Source organism: Pseudomonas sp. GW821-FHT03A09, assembly GCF_059421065.1.
Genome location: NZ_JBWKUX010000003.1, coordinates 285,383 through 303,760 on the forward strand (window position 1 = coordinate 285,383; position 18,378 = coordinate 303,760).

Sequence of the window (18,378 nt, forward strand, 5' to 3'; positions counted from 1 at the left end):
AGCTCCCACATTTTCGACCGTGTTCACATCAGGCGTCAGCGACGGCTGCTGACCTCGGCCGGCACATCATCACCGGCCATGCGCTTGCGGAACAGCGCAGTACGCGCCAGCAACAACGTGGTCACCGGCACCGTGATCGACAACAAGACCGGTATCAACCACCCGTGCAACACCGGCCCGGACTTGAGCACCGAAAAATAGATAATCGACGCCAACGCTACACACCATGCCCCCAGCGTCGAGGCCAGTGCCGGCGGGTGCATGCGCTGGAAGAAGTCCTTCATGCGCAGCAGCCCAATCGCACCAATCAGTGCAAACGCGCTGCTCAGCACCAGCAGCACTGCCACGATCACTTCTACCCATAACGGCATCATTCAATCACCTCGCCACGCAGCAGGAATTTCGCCAGGGCAAACGAGCCTACAAAACCGAACAGCGCAATCAGCAGCGCCGCTTCAAAGTAGGTGTCACTGGCATAACGAATGCCCAGCACCAGCATCATCAGCATCGCCAGGATGTACAGGTAATCCAGCGCCAGTACCCGGTCTTGTGCGGACGGGCCTTTGAACAGGCGTACCAACGTCAGCACCATGGCCAGGGAGAACAGGAACAGGCTGAACTGGGTCGCATTGGAGAGCAGGGTGCTCATTCGAAGATCTCCATCAGGGGCCGTTCGTAGGTGGTCTTGAAGTGCTCGATGAAGGGCGCTTCATCCTCAAGATCAAACACGTGCAAGAGCAGGATGCTGCGGTCCAGCGCCAATTCCGACCAGATGGTGCCGGGCACCACGGTGGTGATCATCGACAGCGCGGCAAGACCGTTAGGGTCGCGCAGGTCCAGGGGAATCTTGATGAAGCGCGAACGCGGTGGGCGTGAACCGCAGATCAACACGCCCCATGCCACTTGCAGGTTGGAGATGATCACATCGCGGCCTACCAGGAAGAACAGTCGAATGATCACCCCAGGGCGGCGAATACGGATCGGCAGCGGCCGCAGCGGTGCCATCATCAGCGGCGCAAGAAAGCCCAGCAGCGCGCCCAGCAGCAGGTTGCCGGGACTGATGGACAGGTTCAGCACCAGCCACAACAGCCACAACGCCAACGATAACCACGGGGCAGGGAACAGGCGCTTCATGGTTGCACCTCCAGCGCAGCAGCCTTGGCTTCGGGGCTTGGCACGGGGCGTGTCGCCATCACCGCCATCACGTAGTGTTCTGGGTTGTTCAGGCTGACAGCGGTGTCTTGCGTGTAGCGCATCAGCGGTTCGGCCTTGAAGGTCAGCAGGATGCTCAAGCCCAGCAGGAAGAAGATCGGCACGCATTCGTAGCGACGCAGCAGCGGCGAGGGGCGCTCTTCCGGGGTCCAGAAGCGCTGGATGCCCAGGCGAGCGAAGGCGATCAGCGAGGCCAGGCCGGAGAGGATCAGCAGCGCCACAAGGCCCCAGGCGGCAGGACGGATCGGCTCGTCGACGCTGACGCCCAAGCCCAGCGGGTTGACCAGCGCACTCAGCAAACTGAGCTTGCCGATAAACCCGGACAACGGCGGCATGCCGATGATCAACAGGGCGCAGGCGATAAAGCTCAAGCCCAGGAACGCCATGGTCCACGGAATCACCTGGCCCACCACAGCCTGTTGCTCATCATCGAGGTTTACGCCAGGGCGCGGATGCAGGGACTCCATGGCTTTAGGCAGCGCATCGATTTCTTCATCCAGAGGCAAGTCGTTGGCCGAGCGTGAACGCTCGATCAACTCGGCCAGCAGGAACAGCGCACTCAATGCCAGCGTCGAGCTGACCAGGTAGAACAGCGCGCCTGCGGTCAGGCTCGGCTGGGCGAAGCCGACGGACGAGAGCAAAATCCCCGCCGACACCAGAATGCTCAGGCTGGCCATACGCTCCAAGCGCTGCGCTGCCACCATCGCCAGTCCGGCGCAGATGATGGTCGCCATGCCGCCATACACCAGCCAATCCCCACCAAATAGCGCAGACGCACCGGCCTGGCCGGAGAACAGTAAGGTCCACAGACGCAGCACGGTGTACACACCGACCTTGGTCATGATCGCGAACATCGCCGCCACCGGTGCACTCGCCGAAGAATAAGCGGGGGCCAGCCAGAAGTTCAGCGGCCACATGCCGGCCTTGGCCAGGAATGCAGTGGCCAGAATCGCCGCGCCAGCGTGCAACCAACCGCGATCCGCTTCCGGCACCAGCGGGATCTTCAAGGCCAGGTCGGCAAAGTTCAGGGTGCCGGTGACGCCGTAGATCATCGCTGCGCCAATCAGGAACAGCGACGAGGCCAGCAGGTTGATCGCAATGTAATGCAGCCCTGCCGACACCCGCGCCCGGCCCGAGCCGTGCAGCATCAAGCCGTAGGACGCCGCCAGCAGCACCTCGAAAAACACGAATAGGTTGAACAGGTCAGCGGTGAGGAACGCACCGTACAAACCCATCAACTGCACCTGGAACAGGGCATGGAAACTGGTGCCCGCACGGTCCCAGCGGGCCATGGCGAACAGCAGTGCACAGACGCCGATGATTCCGGTGAGCACCATCATCAGTGCCGACAGTTGATCCACCACCAGCACGATACCGAACGGCACTTCCCAGTTGCCCGACAGGTACACGCCAATCGAGCCGGGGCCGCCTTTTTGTGTCCAGTACAACAGCAGGATCGCGATACCCAGGCCGATCATGCTGGAGACCAGGTTGATCTTGGCTTTCAGGGGGCGGCGTTTTTCGCCGAGCATCAGCATCAGCGCGGCGGTCAGCAACGGCAGCAGGATCGGCGCGATGATCAGTTGGTTCATCCACGTCATTCCTTGGGCTCCCGGCCGTCCACATGGTCGGTGCCGGTCAGGCCCCGGGACGCCAGCAACACCACCAGGAACAACGCGGTCATGGCGAAGCTGATCACGATGGCCGTGAGTACCAGCGCCTGGGGCAGGGGGTCGGTGTAGTTGAGCAGGTCTTGCGGCACGCCGTCCTTGATGATCGGTTCCTTGCCGATGAACAGGCTGCCCATGCTGAAAATGAACAGGTTGACGCCATACGACAACAGGCACAGGCCCATCACCACCTGGAATGTCCGTGGCCGCAGGATCAGCCAGACGCCGGAGGCCGCGAGGACCCCAATGGCAATTGCGATGACTTCTTCCATCAGGCGGCTCCTTCCGTTGCGGCAACCACTTTGGGTTGGTTGCTCGGTTTATGGGCCCGCACGGATTGGTGACCGAGGGCGGTGAGCATCAGCAGCGTGGAACCGACGACCATGGCGTAGACGCCAACGTCGAAGAACAAGGCGCTGGCCACGTGAATGTCGCCCAGCACCGGCAGGCTGATATGCCAGGTATGGGTGGTGAGGAACGGGTAACCGGCAAACAGCGCGCCGAGCCCGGTCAGGGTTGCCGCGAGCAGGCCGAAGCCCATCCAGCGCATCGGCCGCAGACTCATCTGCGCCTCGACCCACTGCGTGCCGGCGACCATGTATTGCAGGATAAACGCCACCGACATCACCAAGCCGGCGACAAAACCACCGCCTGGTTGGTTGTGGCCGCGCATGAACAGGTAGAACGACACCACCAGCGCAATCGGCAGCAGCAGTCGCACCAACACCGCCGGCACCATCATGAAGCCCAGGGCGGTGTCGCTGGCCTGGCGCGGGTTGACCAGGTCGGTGGCCACGTCCGGCGCCAACTGGCGCTGTTGAGGCGGTAATTCCATGCTCTCTTTTGACGGGCGGAAGCGGCGCAGCAGGGCATACACCGTCAACGCCACGGCGCCGAGCACGGTGATTTCACCCAGGGTGTCGAAGCCCCGGAAGTCCACCAGCATCACATTCACCACATTGCTGCCGCCGCCTTCGGGCAGGGCGCGACTGAGGTAGAACGAGGAAATATGGTTGGGCGTCTGGCGCGTCAACATCGCGTAGGACAGCAGCGCCATGCCACCACCCACCACGGTGGACAGCAGGAAGTCCCGCAGGCGACGGATACGTGCCTTGGGCAGCGAACTGGGGAGTGGCGACACTTCTTCGATCCGCCGTGGCAGCCAGCGCAGGCCGAGCAGGATCAGCACCGTCGTGACGACCTCGACAACCAGTTGTGTCAGCGCCAGGTCCGGGGCCGAGAACCACACGAAAGTGATGCAGGTCACCATGCCGCACACGCTGACCATGGTCAGTGCCGCCAACCGGTGGTACTTGGCTTGCCAGGCGGCGCCCAGGGCACAGGCGATTGCCAGCAGCCACAGGGTGACGAACACGATGGAACCCGGGATCTTCGGCCGGTCGCCCCAACTGATGCCACTGTTGAGCATCGGGATCATGCCGCCGATGACCGCCACCAGCACCAGCAGGAACAACTGGGTCTGCAGGCGCTTGGTGCTGATGTATTTTTCGAGCTTGCGTACGCCGCGCATCATCACCACCAGGCAGCGTTCGAAGCCACGCTTGCCGTTGAAGTAACTGATGATGGGCGGGTACTTGAAGCGGCCACGCTTGAGTTGCTTGCGCAACAGCAGGTAGAGCACCACGCCAGCGGACATGGCCACCAGGCTCATGATCATCGGCGCATTCCAGCCGTGCCAGATCGCCAGGCTGTATTGCGGCAGCACGCCGCCCACGACAGGCAGGGCGGCAGCGGCGAGGATCGAACCGACCACCTGGGCCGGGAAAATCCCCACCAGCAGGCACGTGAACACCAGCAGCTCAACCGGTGCACGCATCCAGCGTGGCGGCTCGTGGGGCGTGTGCGGCAGGTTGGTCGCGGTAGGCCCGAAGAACACATCAATGGTGAAGCGCAACGCATAGACCACGCTGAACGTACCCGCGATGGTCGCAATCACCGGCAGGGCGAACTCCACCCAGGCGGTCGAGGAGATAAACACGGTTTCGGCGAAGAACATCTCTTTGGACAGGAATCCGTTGAGTAGCGGCACGCCGGCCATGGCAGCACTGGCAACCATGGCCAGGGTCGCGGTGAAGGGAATCAATCGGACCAGGCCACTGAGCTTGCGAATGTCACGGGTGCCACTTTCGTGGTCAATGATGCCCGCCGCCATGAACAGCGAGGCCTTGAATGTGGCGTGGTTGAGGATGTGGAACACTGCGGCGACGGCGGCCAACGGGCTGTTGAGGCCCAGCAGCAAGGTGATCAGGCCGAGGTGGCTGATCGTGGAGTAGGCCAGCAGACCCTTGAGATCGTTCTGAAAGATGGCGCAGTAAGCGCCGAGGAGGAGGGTGAGGGCGCCGGCACCGCCGACGATATAGAACCATTCTTCGCTGCCGGACAGCGACGGCCACAGGCGGGCCAGCAGGAACACGCCGGCCTTCACCATCGTCGCCGAATGCAGATAGGCCGAAACCGGCGTTGGTGCCGCCATCGCGTGGGGCAGCCAGAAGTGGAACGGGAACTGCGCACTTTTGCTCAAGGCGCCGACCAGCACCAAGGCCAGCATGACCGGGTACAGCGAATGCGCGCGAATCTGATCGCCCGCCGCCAACACCTGGTCCAGGTCATAGCTGCCGACGATGTGCCCCAGCAGCATCACGCCCGCCAGCAGGCACAGGCCGCCCGCACCGGTGACCATCAGGGCCATGTACGCGCCGCGTCGCGCATCGGCACGGTGGTGCCAGTAGCCGATCAACAGGAACGAGAACAGGCTGGTCAGTTCCCAGAAGAACACGATCTGGATCAGGTTGCCGGAGATCACCAGGCCGAGCATGGCCCCCATGAACGCCAGGAAAAACGCAAAGAAACGCGGCACCGGGTCATCCGGCGACATGTAGTAGCGCGCATACAACGACACCAGCGTGCCGATGCCCAGCACTAGCAACGAGAACAACCAGGCAAACCCGTCCATGCGCAACACGAAGTTCAGGCCCAGGCTGGGCAACCACATGAATTCTTCGCGGATCACGCCACCGTGGGCGATCTGGGGGTAGAGCAGGGCGACTTGAATGGTGCCAACCAGGGCCACAAGGCCGGCCAACAGGGATTCGGTGTTACGTGCATTGTGCGGCAGCAAGGCCGCCAGACAGCTGCCAAGAAACGGCAGAAGCAGTAGAACTATCAGGGACATAGGCTTCTAATCTGCGGGAGTTTGGGATGCATCATACGTGCCGCTTTCACGATCACCAAACGGCAAGATGTGGCAGGATCCTACAAGGTAAGTCGAAAATGCCCATTTAGCATTGTTTTCAGGCGTCACCTTCACGTGTGGGAGCGGGCTTGCTCGCGAATACAGACTGACATCCAACATAGGTGTTGGCTGATCCACTGCTTTCGCGGGCAAGCCCGCTCCCACACTTGACCGAGTTGGGTCTTACCCCTGTCGCTCTTGCTCCAGCTCTTCTTCCTGCGCCAACGCCTTCTGCCCCTTGGTCTTCAACTCACTCACAATCACCGCCACCACGATCAACGCCGCCCCCAGCATCGCAATCGGCGGAAAACGTTCACCCGCTATCCGCCCGATCACCCCGGCCCACACCGGCTCACCGGCATAAATCAACGTGGCGCGGGTAGGCGAAACACTCTGCTGCGCCCAGTTCATCGCCACCTGGATCACCGCACTGGTCAAGCCCAGGCCCACCGCGCTAAAAAGAAGCAACCAAGAGAAGCCCGGCAGCGGCTCGCCCATCGGCACGACCATCAGGAACGACAACAGCGACGCCGTGGCCAGTTGCACGACGGTGACCCGACGCACATCCACCTGTCCGGCATAGGCGCCGATGAGGATGATCTCTGCGGCCACTGCGATTGCGCAGATCAATGTGGCGATCTCGCCGGGGCTGAAGTTGAGCGAAGCACCGGCCGGGCCTGTCAGCAACATCAACCCGGTAAACGCGAGCATGATGCCAATGCTCGGCATCAGCCCGGGGCGGCGTCCCAGCACCAGCCACTGCAACAGCGGCACACATGGCACATACAGCGCCGTGATGAACGCTGATTGACTGCTTGGGATCGTCTGCAGGCCGATGGTTTGCATGCCGTAGCCGAACATGATCGACGTGCCGATGAAGGCGCCGGCCTTCAATTCGAACAGGGTCAGGCCGCGCAGCGTGCGCAGAGAGAAGAACCCGACCACGATGGCCGCCGCCGCAAACCGCAGGCCCACGAAAAACATCGGCCCGCTGACGGTCATGGCGTGCTGCACCAGCAAGAAGGTGCCGCCCCAGATCATGGTGATCACCACCAGGATGCATTCGGCTTTGCTAAAACGGTTGAAACGTGGGGTAGCGTTCGGGGTGGTCATGGCAGCTCGGTCTTGCAAGGGAAAGGTACGGACCGCACAATGCGCCGCACGCTGGGCAGTATACTGCGCACACCCACTCCATGAGCAATATAGTGCACAAAGAAAATCCACAACGGGCCTCGGTCCTGCAACACGTCAGCCAGAACGTTCGTCGCCTGCGCCATGCCGCCGACATGAGCCAGACCGCGCTCTCGGAAAAGTCCGGAGTCAGTCGGCGCATGCTGGTGGCGATCGAGGCAGGGGAGAAGAACGTCAGCCTGTCCACGCTGGACCGAGTCGCTGAAGCGTTGGATGTGGCGTTCAGCGACCTGATCCAGGCGCCGGATGCGGGTGACCACAGCCGTATCAACGAGCTGGCCTGGGCCGGTGATATTCCCGGTAGTAAGGCGGTGTTGCTGGCCAAGGCCAACGCCCGGCGCGAAGTGGAGTTGTGGGAAATGCGCCTGGAGCCCGGTGATCGCTACAGCCCTGAACCCGATCCGGAAGGCTGGAGCGTGCAATTGTTCGTGTATGAAGGTGCACTGACCCTGATCCTCGACGACGAAGAAAAGCACGTCGCTGCGGGTGAGTTCTACATGTTCGCCAGCCGCCAATCCCACGGTTATCGCAATGATGGCGACGTGGCGGTGTGCTTCGTGCGTACCGTGGTGATCTAACTGTTCGCCAGGCAACAGTGTCTGGACACTTTGCTGGTTTGAACCACGCTCTACAGCGCTGATTCATCAGCAATTCGCTGATTTTATTGACGATTAAATTCAGGCACGACTCCTGCAATCACTCCAGTATCCCCTCGGAGCCTGGAGTCGGCCCATGTCAGCCCACCCTCAACACCCTGCCCATATCATCCGTTCGGACGCGGAAGCCATCGAAGTTGCCACGGGCCTCGCCGCGCGCTTCGCCGTCGACGCCAGCGCGCGTGACCGTGAGCGGCGCCTGCCGGTGGCAGAACTTGACGAGTTCTCCGCCAGCGGTTTGTGGGGCATCACCATTCCTAAAGCCTATGGCGGCGCTGAGGTGTCCTATGTGACGGTGGCCGAGGTCATCAAGTTGATCTCCGCCGCCGATCCTTCCCTGGGGCAGATTCCGCAGAACCATCTGGGCGTGGTGGACATCCTGCTGCAAACCGCCACGGAACAACAAAAACAGTACTACTTCGGCAAAGTTCTCCAAGGCTATCGCTTCGGCAATGCCTTCTCCGAAGCAAAGAGCAAAAACGCCGGCACCTTTGACACCCAGATCCGCTTTCACGGCGACACCGCGCGCATCAACGGTGAAAAGTTCTACTGCACCGGTGCGCTATTTGCCCATTTGGTACCCACCGTCGGCAACAACGAAAACGGCCAGGCGTTTATTGCCTTCGTCGAACGCGATGCGCCGGGCCTGAGCGTGGTCGACAGTTGGGACGGTTTCGGCCAGCGCACCACCGCCAGCGGCGGCGTGATCCTCGACGGTGTGACCGTGCCTTTGAGTGCGGTGATTCCCGCCCACCAGGCCTTCGATCAACCCACCGCCAACGGCCCGATTTCGCAGATCATCCAGGCTGCCGTCGATACCGGTATTGCCCTCGGTGCCCTTGAGCAGGCCAAGATCTACGCACGCCAGGCGCGCCCCTGGATCGACAGCCAGCAGGATCACGGCTGGCAAGACCCGTTCACCATTGCCGCCATCGGCGACCTGCAATGGCGTGTGCACGGCACCGAAGCCATCCTCGCCAAAGCCGGTAAAGCGGTTGACCTGGCATTGGCTGAACCGAATGAAGACACCGTGGCCAATGCCTCATTAATAGTCGCCCAAGCCAAGGTCCTGTCCGCCGAAACCGCCTTGCTCGCCAGCAGCAAACTCTTCGAACTGGCCGGCACTCGCTCGGTCACCGGCAAGCACAACCTTGACCGCTTCTGGCGTAACGCCCGCACCCACACCCTGCACGACCCGGCCCGCTGGAAATATCACTTGATCGGCAACTTCGTGCTCAACGGCGTGAAACCTGCGCGCCACGCCTGGAACTGAGGAGCTTAACCATGACCGCATTGAGCCTTGCGCGACAACTGTTGGATGGCACCCGTCGCCATGTCGAGAAAAGTGATGACCCTTACGTGATCAGCCGCTTCGGCGATTTGCAGATCCGCGTCGACGTGGCCGCCGCTTTGCTGGAACGTGCCGAAACCCACCCGAGCCCGGTGGCCGCCACTGAAGCGCAGATCGCCGCCGCCGAAGCCCTCATCGCCGCGAGCAACGCCGAATTCGAACTGACCGGCCAACGCACCGCCTTGCCGTCGACACTCGATGATCCCCTGCGCTGGAAGTACCAGATTGTCGGCAACTACCACCTTAACGGAGTGCTTTGATGTCCCGTGAAATCCGCCTGAATGCCTTCGACATGAACTGCGTGGGCCACCAATCTCCCGGCCTGTGGGCGCACCCGCGGGACCGCTCGTGGCAGTACAAGGACCTGGAGTATTGGACTGACCTCGCCAAGATCCTTGAGCGTGGCAAGTTCGACGGCTTGTTCATCGCCGACGTGCTGGGTATCTATGACGTGTACAACGGCAACGGCGACGCGGCCATTCGCCAGGCGGCCCAGGTGCCGGTCAACGACCCACTGTCACTGATCGCGCCGATGGCGCTGGTCACCGAACACCTGGGTTTCGGCCTGACCGCCTCGCTGTCCTTTGAACACCCGTATCCCTTCGCCCGACGCCTTTCAACCCTCGATCATCTGACCAAGGGCCGCATCGGCTGGAACATCGTCACCTCCTACCTGGAAAGCGGCGCGAAGAACCTCGGCCAGAAAGCCCAGACCGAACACGATGCGCGTTACGACTATGCCGAGGAATACCTGGAGGTCTGCTACAAACTCTGGGAGGGCAGTTGGGAGGAGGGGGCGGTGTTGCGTGATCGCGAACGCCGGATCTTCAGCGACCCGAGCAAAATTCACGAGATCCGCCACGTCGGCAAACACTTCCAGGTGCCCGGTATTCACTTGTGCGAACCATCGCCGCAGCGTACGCCAGTGCTGTATCAGGCTGGCGCATCCAGTCGTGGTAAACAGTTCGCCGCCGAACAGGCCGAGTGCGTGTTCGTCGCTGCGCCGTCCAAGGTGCTGCTGAAAAAGACCGTCGCCGACATCCGCCGCCGCGCTGCCGAGGCCGGGCGTGATCCGAGGAAAATCCTGATTTTCAATTTGCAGACGGTGATCGTCGGCGAGACCGATGCGAAGGCCAAAGCCAAGTTCGACGAGTACAAATCCTACGTCAGCTATGAAGGCGCGATGGCGCTGATCTCCGGCTGGACTGGCATCGACTTCAGTCAGTTCAAGCCCGATGAGCCGCTCAAGCATGTGCACACCAACGCCATCCAGTCGGCGGTGGAAGCCTTCTCCACGGCCGATCCGAACAAAGTCTGGACGCCCAACGAATTGGCCGACTGGGTCGGCATCGGTGGCTTTGGCCCATTGTTCGTCGGCGGCCCGGAAACCGTGGCAGACCTGTTGCAGGAGTGGGTGGAAGAGACCGATGTGGACGGCTTCAACCTGGCCTATGCACTGACCCACGAGACTTTCATCGACGCGGTGGACCTGCTGGTGCCGGAGTTGCAGAAGCGGGGCGTGTACAAGACCGAATACGCCCAGGGTACGTTGCGCGAGAAGTTGTTTGGTGATGGGGCGCGGCTGGGTGCGGACCACCCCGGCGCGAGCTACCGCGACCTGAAGGCTACCACCCTGTAACTGAAACACCTCGGTCAATGTGGGAGCTGGCTTGCCTGCGATAGCGGTGTATCAGCCACTTATAAGCCAGCTGACCTACCGCTATCGCAGGCAAGCCAGCTCCCACATCTTGATTTTCATTGTTTGATCCATATCGGCCAGCGGACCACCGCACGCATATAACCTGAATAGGAGAACCTCCCTATGAGCGTGCATGAACTCAAACGCCCGCTGGCTGTGGAATGGCCCGCCGAGTTGCTCGGCGACCTGCCCAAGGCCCTGGAACAACTGCACCACTGGGCGCAGATCACGCCGTTGCACACCGCCTTACGCCACAAGCGCCAGGGCCAGTGGTACGCCTGGCGCTGGATCGACGCCTTGCGCGATGTCGAGCGCCTGGCCGGCGGCTTGCGCCAGCAGGGGTTTGATGAGCAGTCGCGGTTGGCCCTCAGCGGTGCTTTCGAACCGAACCTGTTGCTGTTGGCCCTGGCTGCCCAGTCGGTCGGCGGTCAGGTGCTGACCCTGGCCGATGACGTGGACTCCGAGGTGTTGCATCAACAGTTATGGCGTATTCGTCCTACCCACGCTTATGTGCAGGATCGTCGACAGGTAAGGCATTGGCAGTCGGCGAATCTGTTGGACTTCACCCAACTGCTCGGCCCGACTGAGCCCGCGCAGCACCTGCAGCGCTGGTGGCAGCCGGCCGGCGAGACCGCGTTGTGGAGTGAGGAAGGCACTCACTGGCAAGGCGGCTTGGCGGTGTTGCTGGAGCAGTGGTTAAACAGTGGGCACGGCCTGGCCTTCCCGGAAAGCCAAGCGTCGGCCCGCCGTGACCGCAGCGAAGTGGCGCCCACCGGCTTGCTGCTGTCGCCCGCGCGCTTGCAGCACCTGGCAGATGAGATCGAAAGCCGCCTCGCGCGCCCTGGCACCTGGCGCCGTCGCCTGTGTGACTGGGCCATCGCCCACCCGCAGAGCGGCTTGCGGCGTTTGCTGAAAAATCGTGTGCGCAAGTTGCTGGGTTTCCAGCGCCTGGCCTATATCTGGCAACCCCTCAAAACCAACGCCGAGACGACTTGGCTGGCTGAATTCAAACGGGACATCGCATGAGCCAGGCCATTCTCCAGGTACGGGATATCTCGCTGTCGTTCAAGGGGGTCAAGGCGATCAATGCCTTGTCCTTTGAGGTGGCGCGTGGGGAGATCTGCGCGCTGATCGGGCCTAACGGCGCGGGTAAGAGTTCGTTGCTTAATGTACTCAACGGCGTGTATCGCTTCGATGCCGGTGAGATCGTGTTTGAGCAACAACACTTCCATCGCATCGATCCCTTGGGCGCGGCCCGTCGTGGTATTGGCCGTACCTTCCAGAACAATGCGCTGTTCAAGAAGATGAGCGTGCAGGACAACATTCTCACCGGCTTGTCGCGGCATATGCGCAGCCACTTTATCGAGCAGGCCCTGGGCTTGCCCCGCGCCCGTAGGGAGGCCGAAACGTTCCGCCAGCGCGCCCAGGGCATTCTCGAATTTCTTGAGTTGCAAGCTCACCGTGATGTGCTGGTGGGCAACTTGTCCTACGGCCTGCAAAAGCGCGTGGAGCTGGGCCGGGCATTGATCGCCGGGCCCAGCCTGTTGCTGCTGGATGAGCCCATGGCTGGCATGAACGCTGAAGAGAAGCAGGAAATGGCGCGCTTCGTCGCCGACGTGAATCGCGACCTTGGCACCACCGTGGTGTTGATCGAACACGACATGGGCGTGGTCATGGGACTGTCCGACCATGTGGTGGTGCTCGACTACGGGCGTAAGGTCGGCGACGGCACACCCGTGCAAGTGCAGGCCAATCCCGAGGTGATTGCCGCCTACCTGGGAGCCGTGCACGAATGACTTTCTTCTTCGAAACCCTACTCGGTGGCTTGCTCGCCGGCACTATGTACTCCCTCGTCGCTATCGGCTTCGTGCTGATCTACAAGGCCAGCGGTGTGTTCAATTTTGCCCAGGGCTCGATGCTGCTCTTTGCAGCGCTGACCTTCGTCAGCCTGCATGACCAGGGCGTGCCGTTTGCCCTGGCGTTATTGCTCACGGTGATCGTGATGATCGTCGGCGCGTTACTGATCGAGCGGCTGGTGTTGCGTCCGTTGGTAAACCGTTCGCAGATCACGCTGTTCATGGCGACCCTGGGCCTGTCGTTCATCATTGAAGGGCTGGCTCAGGGCCTGATGGGGTCGCAAGTGCGCGCACTGGACCTGGGTATCGACGACGTACCGCTGTTCGTCGGCCCACTGATGCTCAGCCAATTCGATTTGATCGCCGCCGTCGCTGCGGTGGTGCTGGTGACGGTACTGGCGCTGCTGTTCAACAAGACCCGCATTGGCGTATCGCTACGGGCGGTGGCGGATGACACCACGGCGGCGCTGTCCATCGGCATCAACCTCAACCGTATCTGGCAGATCGTCTGGGCGGTGGCGGGTATTGTCGGCCTGGTGGCCGGGTTGCTGTGGGGCGCGCGCCAGGGGGTGCAGTTTTCCTTGTCGCTGGTGGTGCTCAAGGCGCTGCCGGTGCTGATCATCGGCGGCTTTACCTCGATTGGCGGGGCGATTGTCGGTGGGCTGATTGTCGGCGCAGCGGAGAACCTGGCCGAGGTGTATATCGGGCCGTTGATCGGTGGTGGCATCACGCCATGGTTTGCCTACGTACTGGCCTTGGCCTTCCTGTATATCCGTCCCGCCGGCCTGTTCGGCGAGCGTGCCATCGAGCGAGTCTGAACCCATGTCGATACCCGTTGCGCAAGAAACCGCGCCGCTGTTGCTGATTCAGCGACGCCTCCCCTGGGGCTTGATCGGCCTGCTGGTGCTGGCCTTTATCGTGGTGCCGTGGTGGGGCAATGATTATTGGCTTAATGCGATCCTGATTCCCTTTTTAGTACTGTCGCTGGCCGGGCTGGGCCTGAATCTGCTCACCGGCTACACCGGGCAAACCTCGGTGGGGGCTGCCGGTTTCATGGCGGTCGGCGCGTTTGCGACCTATGGTTTTTTGCTGCGTTTGCCGGAACTGGGCTTGCCGGTCGCGCTATTGGGGGGTGGGATTATCAGCGCCTTGGTCGGCCTGCTGTTTGGCTTGCCCAGCTCACGGATCAAGGGCTTCTACCTGATGGTCACCACCCTGGCTGCACAGTTTTTCCTGGAGTGGCTGTTCGTCAAATTCCCGTGGTTCTACAACTACGGCTCATCCGGGACCATCTCCGCGCCGAAGCTGGCGCTGTTCGGCCACGATCTCAACACACCGCTGGGCCGCTACCTGCTGACATTGGTGACGGTGCTGCTGTTGACCTGGACCGCCATCAATCTGGTGCGCAGCCAGATTGGCCGCAATTGGATGGCGATCCGCGACATGGACACCGCTGCCGCCGTGGTCGGTATCCCGGTGGTGCGCTACAAGCGGCTGGCGTTTGCGGTCAGCTCGTTCTACCTAGGCATTGCCGGCGCGCTGTGGGCCTTTGCGTACCTAGGCACGGCCAGTGCGAGCAGCTTCGATATCAACCGCTCCTTCCAGATCCTGTTCATCATCATTATCGGTGGCATGGGCAGCATTGCCGGCAACTTCGTCGGTGCTGCGTTTATCAGTCTGCTGCCGATCTTTCTCAGTCATGCCGGGCAGGCGTTGTTCGGTGGTGCGGTGGATGCGGGGCAGTTGCAGAACCTGCAGAAAATCATCTTCGGTGTGTTGATCATCGTGTTCCTGATCAAGGAGCCCGAGGGCCTGATTCGCCTGTTGCACAACCTTCGCGATCGGCTGCGTCAGTGGCCTCTACGTTTCTGAACCCATAAGAGAATCCCAATGCGTGCATCCTTGAAACGTTCCTTGGCCGGCGCTGCCTTCGCGCTGGCGGCATTGTCTGGCGCGGTGCCTTCGGTCATGGCTTCGCCTGATCAGCAGTTCATTCCTCTGGCCACATACCGCGTCGGCGCCTATGCCTCCAGCGGCGTGCAGGTGTGGGCCGGGATGATCGACTACCTGCGTTATATCAACGAAGTCGAAGGCGGCATCAACGGGGTAAAACTGGTATGGCAGGAATGCGAGACCGAGTGGACGGCGGAGAAGGGCATCGAGTGCTACGAGCGCTTCAAGAATGGCCTGGACGGCGCGCCGGTCGCGGTGTATCAGCCCAACGGCGCACCCGCGGCGTATGCCTTGAGCGAGCGCGCCGAGGTGGACAAGATCCCACTGATCACCCTCGGTTACGGTCGCACCGAAGCCACCGATGGCACGGTGTTCCCGTACAATTTCCCGGTGATGCTGACCTTCTACAGTGAGGCGTCGACCCTGGTGAACTACATCGCCCAGCGTGAAGGCGGTTTCGACAAACTCAAGGGCAAGAAGATCGCCACGGTCTATCACGACTCGGCCTACGGTCGCGAAACCCTCGGCCCGTTGAAATTGCTGGCCGAGAAGTACGGATTTGAAAATATCCAGATCCCGGTGGCCGATCCGGGCAACGAACAATCGGCGCAATGGCGCCAGGTGCGCCAGGCCAACCCGGACTGGGTGTTCCTGCGCACCTGGGGCGTGTCCACGCCAGTGGCGGTGAAGACCGCCGCACGTTTTGGCTTTCCGGTGGACCACATCATCGGTGATATCTGGGCCAGCTCCAGTGAAGATGTATTGCCCGCAGGCGCCGCGGCCAAGGGCTACCTGGCACTGACGCCATACCCGGCCGGAACGGATTTCGAGATCCACAAACGCCTCAAGCAATTCGTCCTCGACAAAGGCCACAGCGACCTCAAGGACCTGAGCAACTTCGGCAGCGTCTACTACAACTCCGGCCTGGTGAACGCCGCCGTGGCGGTGGAGGCGATCCGCACCGGCCAAGCCAAGTTCGGCAAGCGCCCGCTCAATGGCGAAGAGGGCCGCTGGGGTCTGGAACATCTGAATATCGACGATGCCCGGTTGAAAGACATGGGCTACCTGGGCCTGATGCAGAATCTCAAGCTGTCGTGCCGCGATCACGAAGGCGGCGGCTCGGCACGGGTGCAGCAATGGGACGGCGCCCATTGGACCCTGATCAGCGATTGGATCGCCGCTGACCGTGCGCTGCTGCGCCCGCTGATCGATGAAAAGTCCGCCGCGTTCGCCAAGGAAAAAGGTCTGACGCCACGCACTTGCACTGGGGATGAATGAACCATGAGCCAGCCCGCCGCTGAACCCGCGAGCCCCGCACTGTTGGGTGTCCATGACATCGAAGTGATCTATGACGGTGCGATCCTGGCGGTGGCTGGGGTCTCGCTCCAGGTGCCCAAAGGCGCGATCGTCGCTTTGCTCGGTGCCAATGGCGCGGGCAAGAGCACCACGCTCAAGGCGATCTCGGGGCTGGTGCGTGCCGAGCGCGCCGAGGTCAGCCGGGGCGTGATCGAATACGCCGGACTTGACCTGGCCGGTGTCGACCCCAGCCAGCGGGTGCGCCGGGGCATGGTTCATGTGCTGGAGGGCCGCCATGTCTTCGGCCAACTGAGTGTGGAAGACAACCTGCGCAGCGGTGGCTTCGTACGGCGTCTGAGCCGCAAGGAGATGGAGCAGGACCTGGAGCGTGTCTATGCATGGTTCCCGCGGCTCAAGACCAAGCGCCACACCCGGGCTGGGCTGACGTCCGGTGGCGAGCAACAGATGGTCGCCATCGGCCGTGCGTTGATGACCCGTCCTGCTTTGGTGCTGCTCGACGAGCCCTCCATGGGGTTGGCACCTATGATCGTGCAGGAAATTTTCGAGATCATCGCGCAGCTCAATCGTGACCAGCAGGTGAGCTTTCTGATCGCCGAACAAAACATCAACGTCGCGCTCAACTATGCGTCCCACGGCTATGTGCTGGATACTGGGCGGGTGGCCTTGAGTGGCAGCGCTGCCGAACTGTTGGCGCGGGGCGATTTGCACGACATTTATCTGGGTAAACAGTAAAGGCGAATTTGCATGACTGAATCCATCCGCAACGCTGATGTCCTGATCATCGGCGGCGGGCTGAGCGGCACGATGCTGGCGGTGCAGTTGCTGCGCCTACCTGGGCAGCGGCAGATCCTGGTTATCGAACCACGTGCCGAACTTGGCCGTGGCGAGGCCTACAGTGCCGTAGAGCTGGGCCACACCCTGAACGGTAACGCCGCGCGCATGAGCGTAGACCCGGACAATGCCGACGACCTGACCCAATGGCTCACCGACTACATCGGCACCGGTGGCTGGCCGGAGTCGAGCCAGCAGCACGTGCCGATCAGTGAGTTGTTTCCGCCACGGGGGATTTTCGGCTTGTACGCGCAGCAGCGACTGGCTGAGGCCAAGGCACTGTCAACGTCCGCCGTCGAGCATGTGCGTGGCGAAGTGGTCGATCTGCACGTGGATGAGACCTCCACACTGCTGACCCTCGATAATGGCCAACAACTGCGTGGCAACTACGCGGTATTGGCCACCGGCATGTTTCCGGCGGCGCGCACGCCACAGACCGAATCCAGCGGCTTGAACGCAGCGGCGGTGGATCCCTGGGACGTCCAGGCCATGACGCACATCGACCCACAAGCGACGGTGCTGATCATCGGTTCCGGCTTGACCATGGTGGATGCGGTGGTGTCTTTGGAGCAGGCTGGTCATCGCGGGCCCATCGAGATTTTTTCGCGCCACGGACTGTTGCCCCACGTGCGGCGCCAGCCACCGAGCTGGGTAGATTTTCTGGCTGAAGACCCTAGCCTGCGCAGCCCTCGGCAACTGCTGCGTGAGGTGCGTCGCCAATGCCGGATCGCGCTGCATGAGGGCATCGATTGGCAAGCGCCGCTGGACACCGTGCGTGCGCATATTGGTCGGTTGTGGAGCCAGGCCAGTGAGCGTGAGAAACGCCAGTTTGTGCGCCATGTACGGCCTTGGTGGGAGAGCCATCACCACCGTTCACCGCCATTGAGTGCGCAGTTGGTGGAGCGTCTGTTGGGGGAAGGGCGGTTGCGCATTCAGGCTGCGTCCTTCAAGGGGTTGGTGGATTCGGAGCAGGGCGTGACCATCAGTGTGCGCCATCGAGGTGAGCGGGCGGTGACCCAAGTGTCGGGCGCTGCGCTGATCAACTCCAGCGGCATTGAATATGACTGGCGCCGTGTGGCTCGACCGTTGCCTCAACAGTTGCTCAAGCGTGGGTTGATCCAGCCCGGGCCGTTGGCGCTGGGGATTGCGGCGGATGCTTCGGGCGCGGTGCTGGATACCCAGGGCCGTGTCAGTCAGCGACTGTTTGCCATGGGGCCGCCGTTGCGGGGGATGTGGTGGGAGAGCACGGCGGTGACGGATGTGGCGATCCAGGCTAAAGCGCTGGCCGCCAAGCTGGTGCAGCTCTAAATGTGTGTGGGCTTGTGTGGGAGCCGGGCTTGCCCGCGATGCAGGCACCTCGGTGTGCCAGCCACACCACGGTGATGCTAT

18 protein-coding genes are annotated in these 18,378 nt (G+C 61.8%); 11 read left to right on the top strand and 7 right to left on the bottom strand.

Features of this window, described 5'->3' with window-relative positions; all coding sequences use genetic code 11:
* Positions 1-35 precede the first annotated feature (35 nt).
* The 7 genes from AC07V4_RS06570 to AC07V4_RS06600 all read right to left on the bottom strand — a co-directional run bounded on the left by AC07V4_RS06570 (position 36) and on the right by AC07V4_RS06600 (position 7,248).
* The gene (locus tag AC07V4_RS06570) at positions 36-374 is read right to left on the bottom strand and encodes a Na+/H+ antiporter subunit G (RefSeq protein ID WP_492635502.1); all 339 of its coding nucleotides are present in this window, start codon (positions 372-374) and stop codon (positions 36-38) included.
* Positions 371-649, bottom strand: coding sequence for a K+/H+ antiporter subunit F (locus AC07V4_RS06575; RefSeq protein WP_492635501.1), 279 nt, complete (start codon positions 647-649; stop codon positions 371-373). Before AC07V4_RS06575 ends, AC07V4_RS06570 begins: the two co-directional genes overlap by 4 nt.
* The gene (locus tag AC07V4_RS06580; protein ID WP_492635500.1) at positions 646-1,134 is read right to left on the bottom strand and encodes a Na+/H+ antiporter subunit E; all 489 of its coding nucleotides are present in this window, start codon (positions 1,132-1,134) and stop codon (positions 646-648) included. Before AC07V4_RS06580 ends, AC07V4_RS06575 begins: the two co-directional genes overlap by 4 nt.
* A complete protein-coding gene (locus AC07V4_RS06585) occupies positions 1,131-2,813 on the bottom strand; it encodes a monovalent cation/H+ antiporter subunit D (RefSeq protein WP_492635499.1) in 1,683 nt (560 codons plus the stop codon). The genes AC07V4_RS06580 and AC07V4_RS06585 overlap by 4 nt, the downstream gene beginning before the upstream one ends.
* Positions 2,810-3,154 carry a Na+/H+ antiporter subunit C gene (locus AC07V4_RS06590; RefSeq protein WP_003192163.1) on the bottom strand — a complete coding sequence of 115 codons (345 nt, stop codon included), beginning with the start codon at positions 3,152-3,154 and terminating at the stop codon, positions 2,810-2,812. The genes AC07V4_RS06585 and AC07V4_RS06590 overlap by 4 nt, the downstream gene beginning before the upstream one ends.
* Entirely contained in the window at positions 3,154-6,075 is a 2,922-nt protein-coding gene (locus AC07V4_RS06595; RefSeq protein ID WP_492635498.1) for a monovalent cation/H+ antiporter subunit A, read from the bottom strand. Before AC07V4_RS06595 ends, AC07V4_RS06590 begins: the two co-directional genes overlap by 1 nt.
* Before the next feature lie 243 nt (positions 6,076-6,318).
* Positions 6,319-7,248: a DMT family transporter gene (locus AC07V4_RS06600; RefSeq protein ID WP_492635497.1), complete on the bottom strand. Its 930-nt coding sequence runs from the start codon at positions 7,246-7,248 to the stop codon at positions 6,319-6,321.
* A gap of 92 nt (positions 7,249-7,340) precedes the next feature.
* Between AC07V4_RS06600 and AC07V4_RS06605 the strand changes: the two genes are divergently transcribed.
* The 11 genes from AC07V4_RS06605 (at position 7,341) to AC07V4_RS06655 (ending at position 18,297) form a co-directional block, all read left to right on the top strand.
* Positions 7,341-7,904: a helix-turn-helix domain-containing protein gene (locus AC07V4_RS06605; protein ID WP_431753020.1), complete on the top strand. Its 564-nt coding sequence runs from the start codon at positions 7,341-7,343 to the stop codon at positions 7,902-7,904.
* Between the two features lie 154 nt (positions 7,905-8,058).
* Positions 8,059-9,255 carry an SfnB family sulfur acquisition oxidoreductase gene (locus tag AC07V4_RS06610; protein ID WP_492635496.1) on the top strand — a complete coding sequence of 399 codons (1,197 nt, stop codon included), beginning with the start codon at positions 8,059-8,061 and terminating at the stop codon, positions 9,253-9,255.
* An 11-nt stretch (positions 9,256-9,266) separates the two neighbouring features.
* Entirely contained in the window at positions 9,267-9,593 is a 327-nt protein-coding gene (locus tag AC07V4_RS06615; RefSeq protein WP_492635495.1) for an acyl-CoA dehydrogenase, read from the top strand.
* Positions 9,593-10,972 carry an LLM class flavin-dependent oxidoreductase gene (locus AC07V4_RS06620; protein ID WP_492635494.1) on the top strand — a complete coding sequence of 460 codons (1,380 nt, stop codon included), beginning with the start codon at positions 9,593-9,595 and terminating at the stop codon, positions 10,970-10,972. The genes AC07V4_RS06615 and AC07V4_RS06620 overlap by 1 nt, the downstream gene beginning before the upstream one ends.
* A 183-nt stretch (positions 10,973-11,155) precedes the next feature.
* Complete coding sequence (locus AC07V4_RS06625; protein ID WP_492635493.1) at positions 11,156-12,058, top strand: acyl-CoA synthetase family protein; 903 nt, start codon at positions 11,156-11,158, stop codon at positions 12,056-12,058.
* Positions 12,055-12,828 carry an ABC transporter ATP-binding protein gene (locus AC07V4_RS06630; protein ID WP_492635492.1) on the top strand — a complete coding sequence of 258 codons (774 nt, stop codon included), beginning with the start codon at positions 12,055-12,057 and terminating at the stop codon, positions 12,826-12,828. Before AC07V4_RS06625 ends, AC07V4_RS06630 begins: the two co-directional genes overlap by 4 nt.
* Positions 12,825-13,706 carry a branched-chain amino acid ABC transporter permease gene (locus AC07V4_RS06635; protein ID WP_492635491.1) on the top strand — a complete coding sequence of 294 codons (882 nt, stop codon included), beginning with the start codon at positions 12,825-12,827 and terminating at the stop codon, positions 13,704-13,706. The genes AC07V4_RS06630 and AC07V4_RS06635 overlap by 4 nt, the downstream gene beginning before the upstream one ends.
* Before the next feature lie 4 nt (positions 13,707-13,710).
* Positions 13,711-14,760: a branched-chain amino acid ABC transporter permease gene (locus AC07V4_RS06640; RefSeq protein WP_431753026.1), complete on the top strand. Its 1,050-nt coding sequence runs from the start codon at positions 13,711-13,713 to the stop codon at positions 14,758-14,760.
* A gap of 18 nt (positions 14,761-14,778) precedes the next feature.
* Positions 14,779-16,119 carry an ABC transporter substrate-binding protein gene (locus tag AC07V4_RS06645; protein ID WP_492635490.1) on the top strand — a complete coding sequence of 447 codons (1,341 nt, stop codon included), beginning with the start codon at positions 14,779-14,781 and terminating at the stop codon, positions 16,117-16,119.
* A gap of 3 nt (positions 16,120-16,122) precedes the next feature.
* Positions 16,123-16,890: an ABC transporter ATP-binding protein gene (locus AC07V4_RS06650; RefSeq protein WP_431753028.1), complete on the top strand. Its 768-nt coding sequence runs from the start codon at positions 16,123-16,125 to the stop codon at positions 16,888-16,890.
* A 12-nt stretch (positions 16,891-16,902) separates the two neighbouring features.
* A complete protein-coding gene (locus AC07V4_RS06655; RefSeq protein WP_492635489.1) occupies positions 16,903-18,297 on the top strand; it encodes an FAD/NAD(P)-binding protein in 1,395 nt (464 codons plus the stop codon).
* The last annotated feature ends 81 nt before the right edge of the window (positions 18,298-18,378 follow it).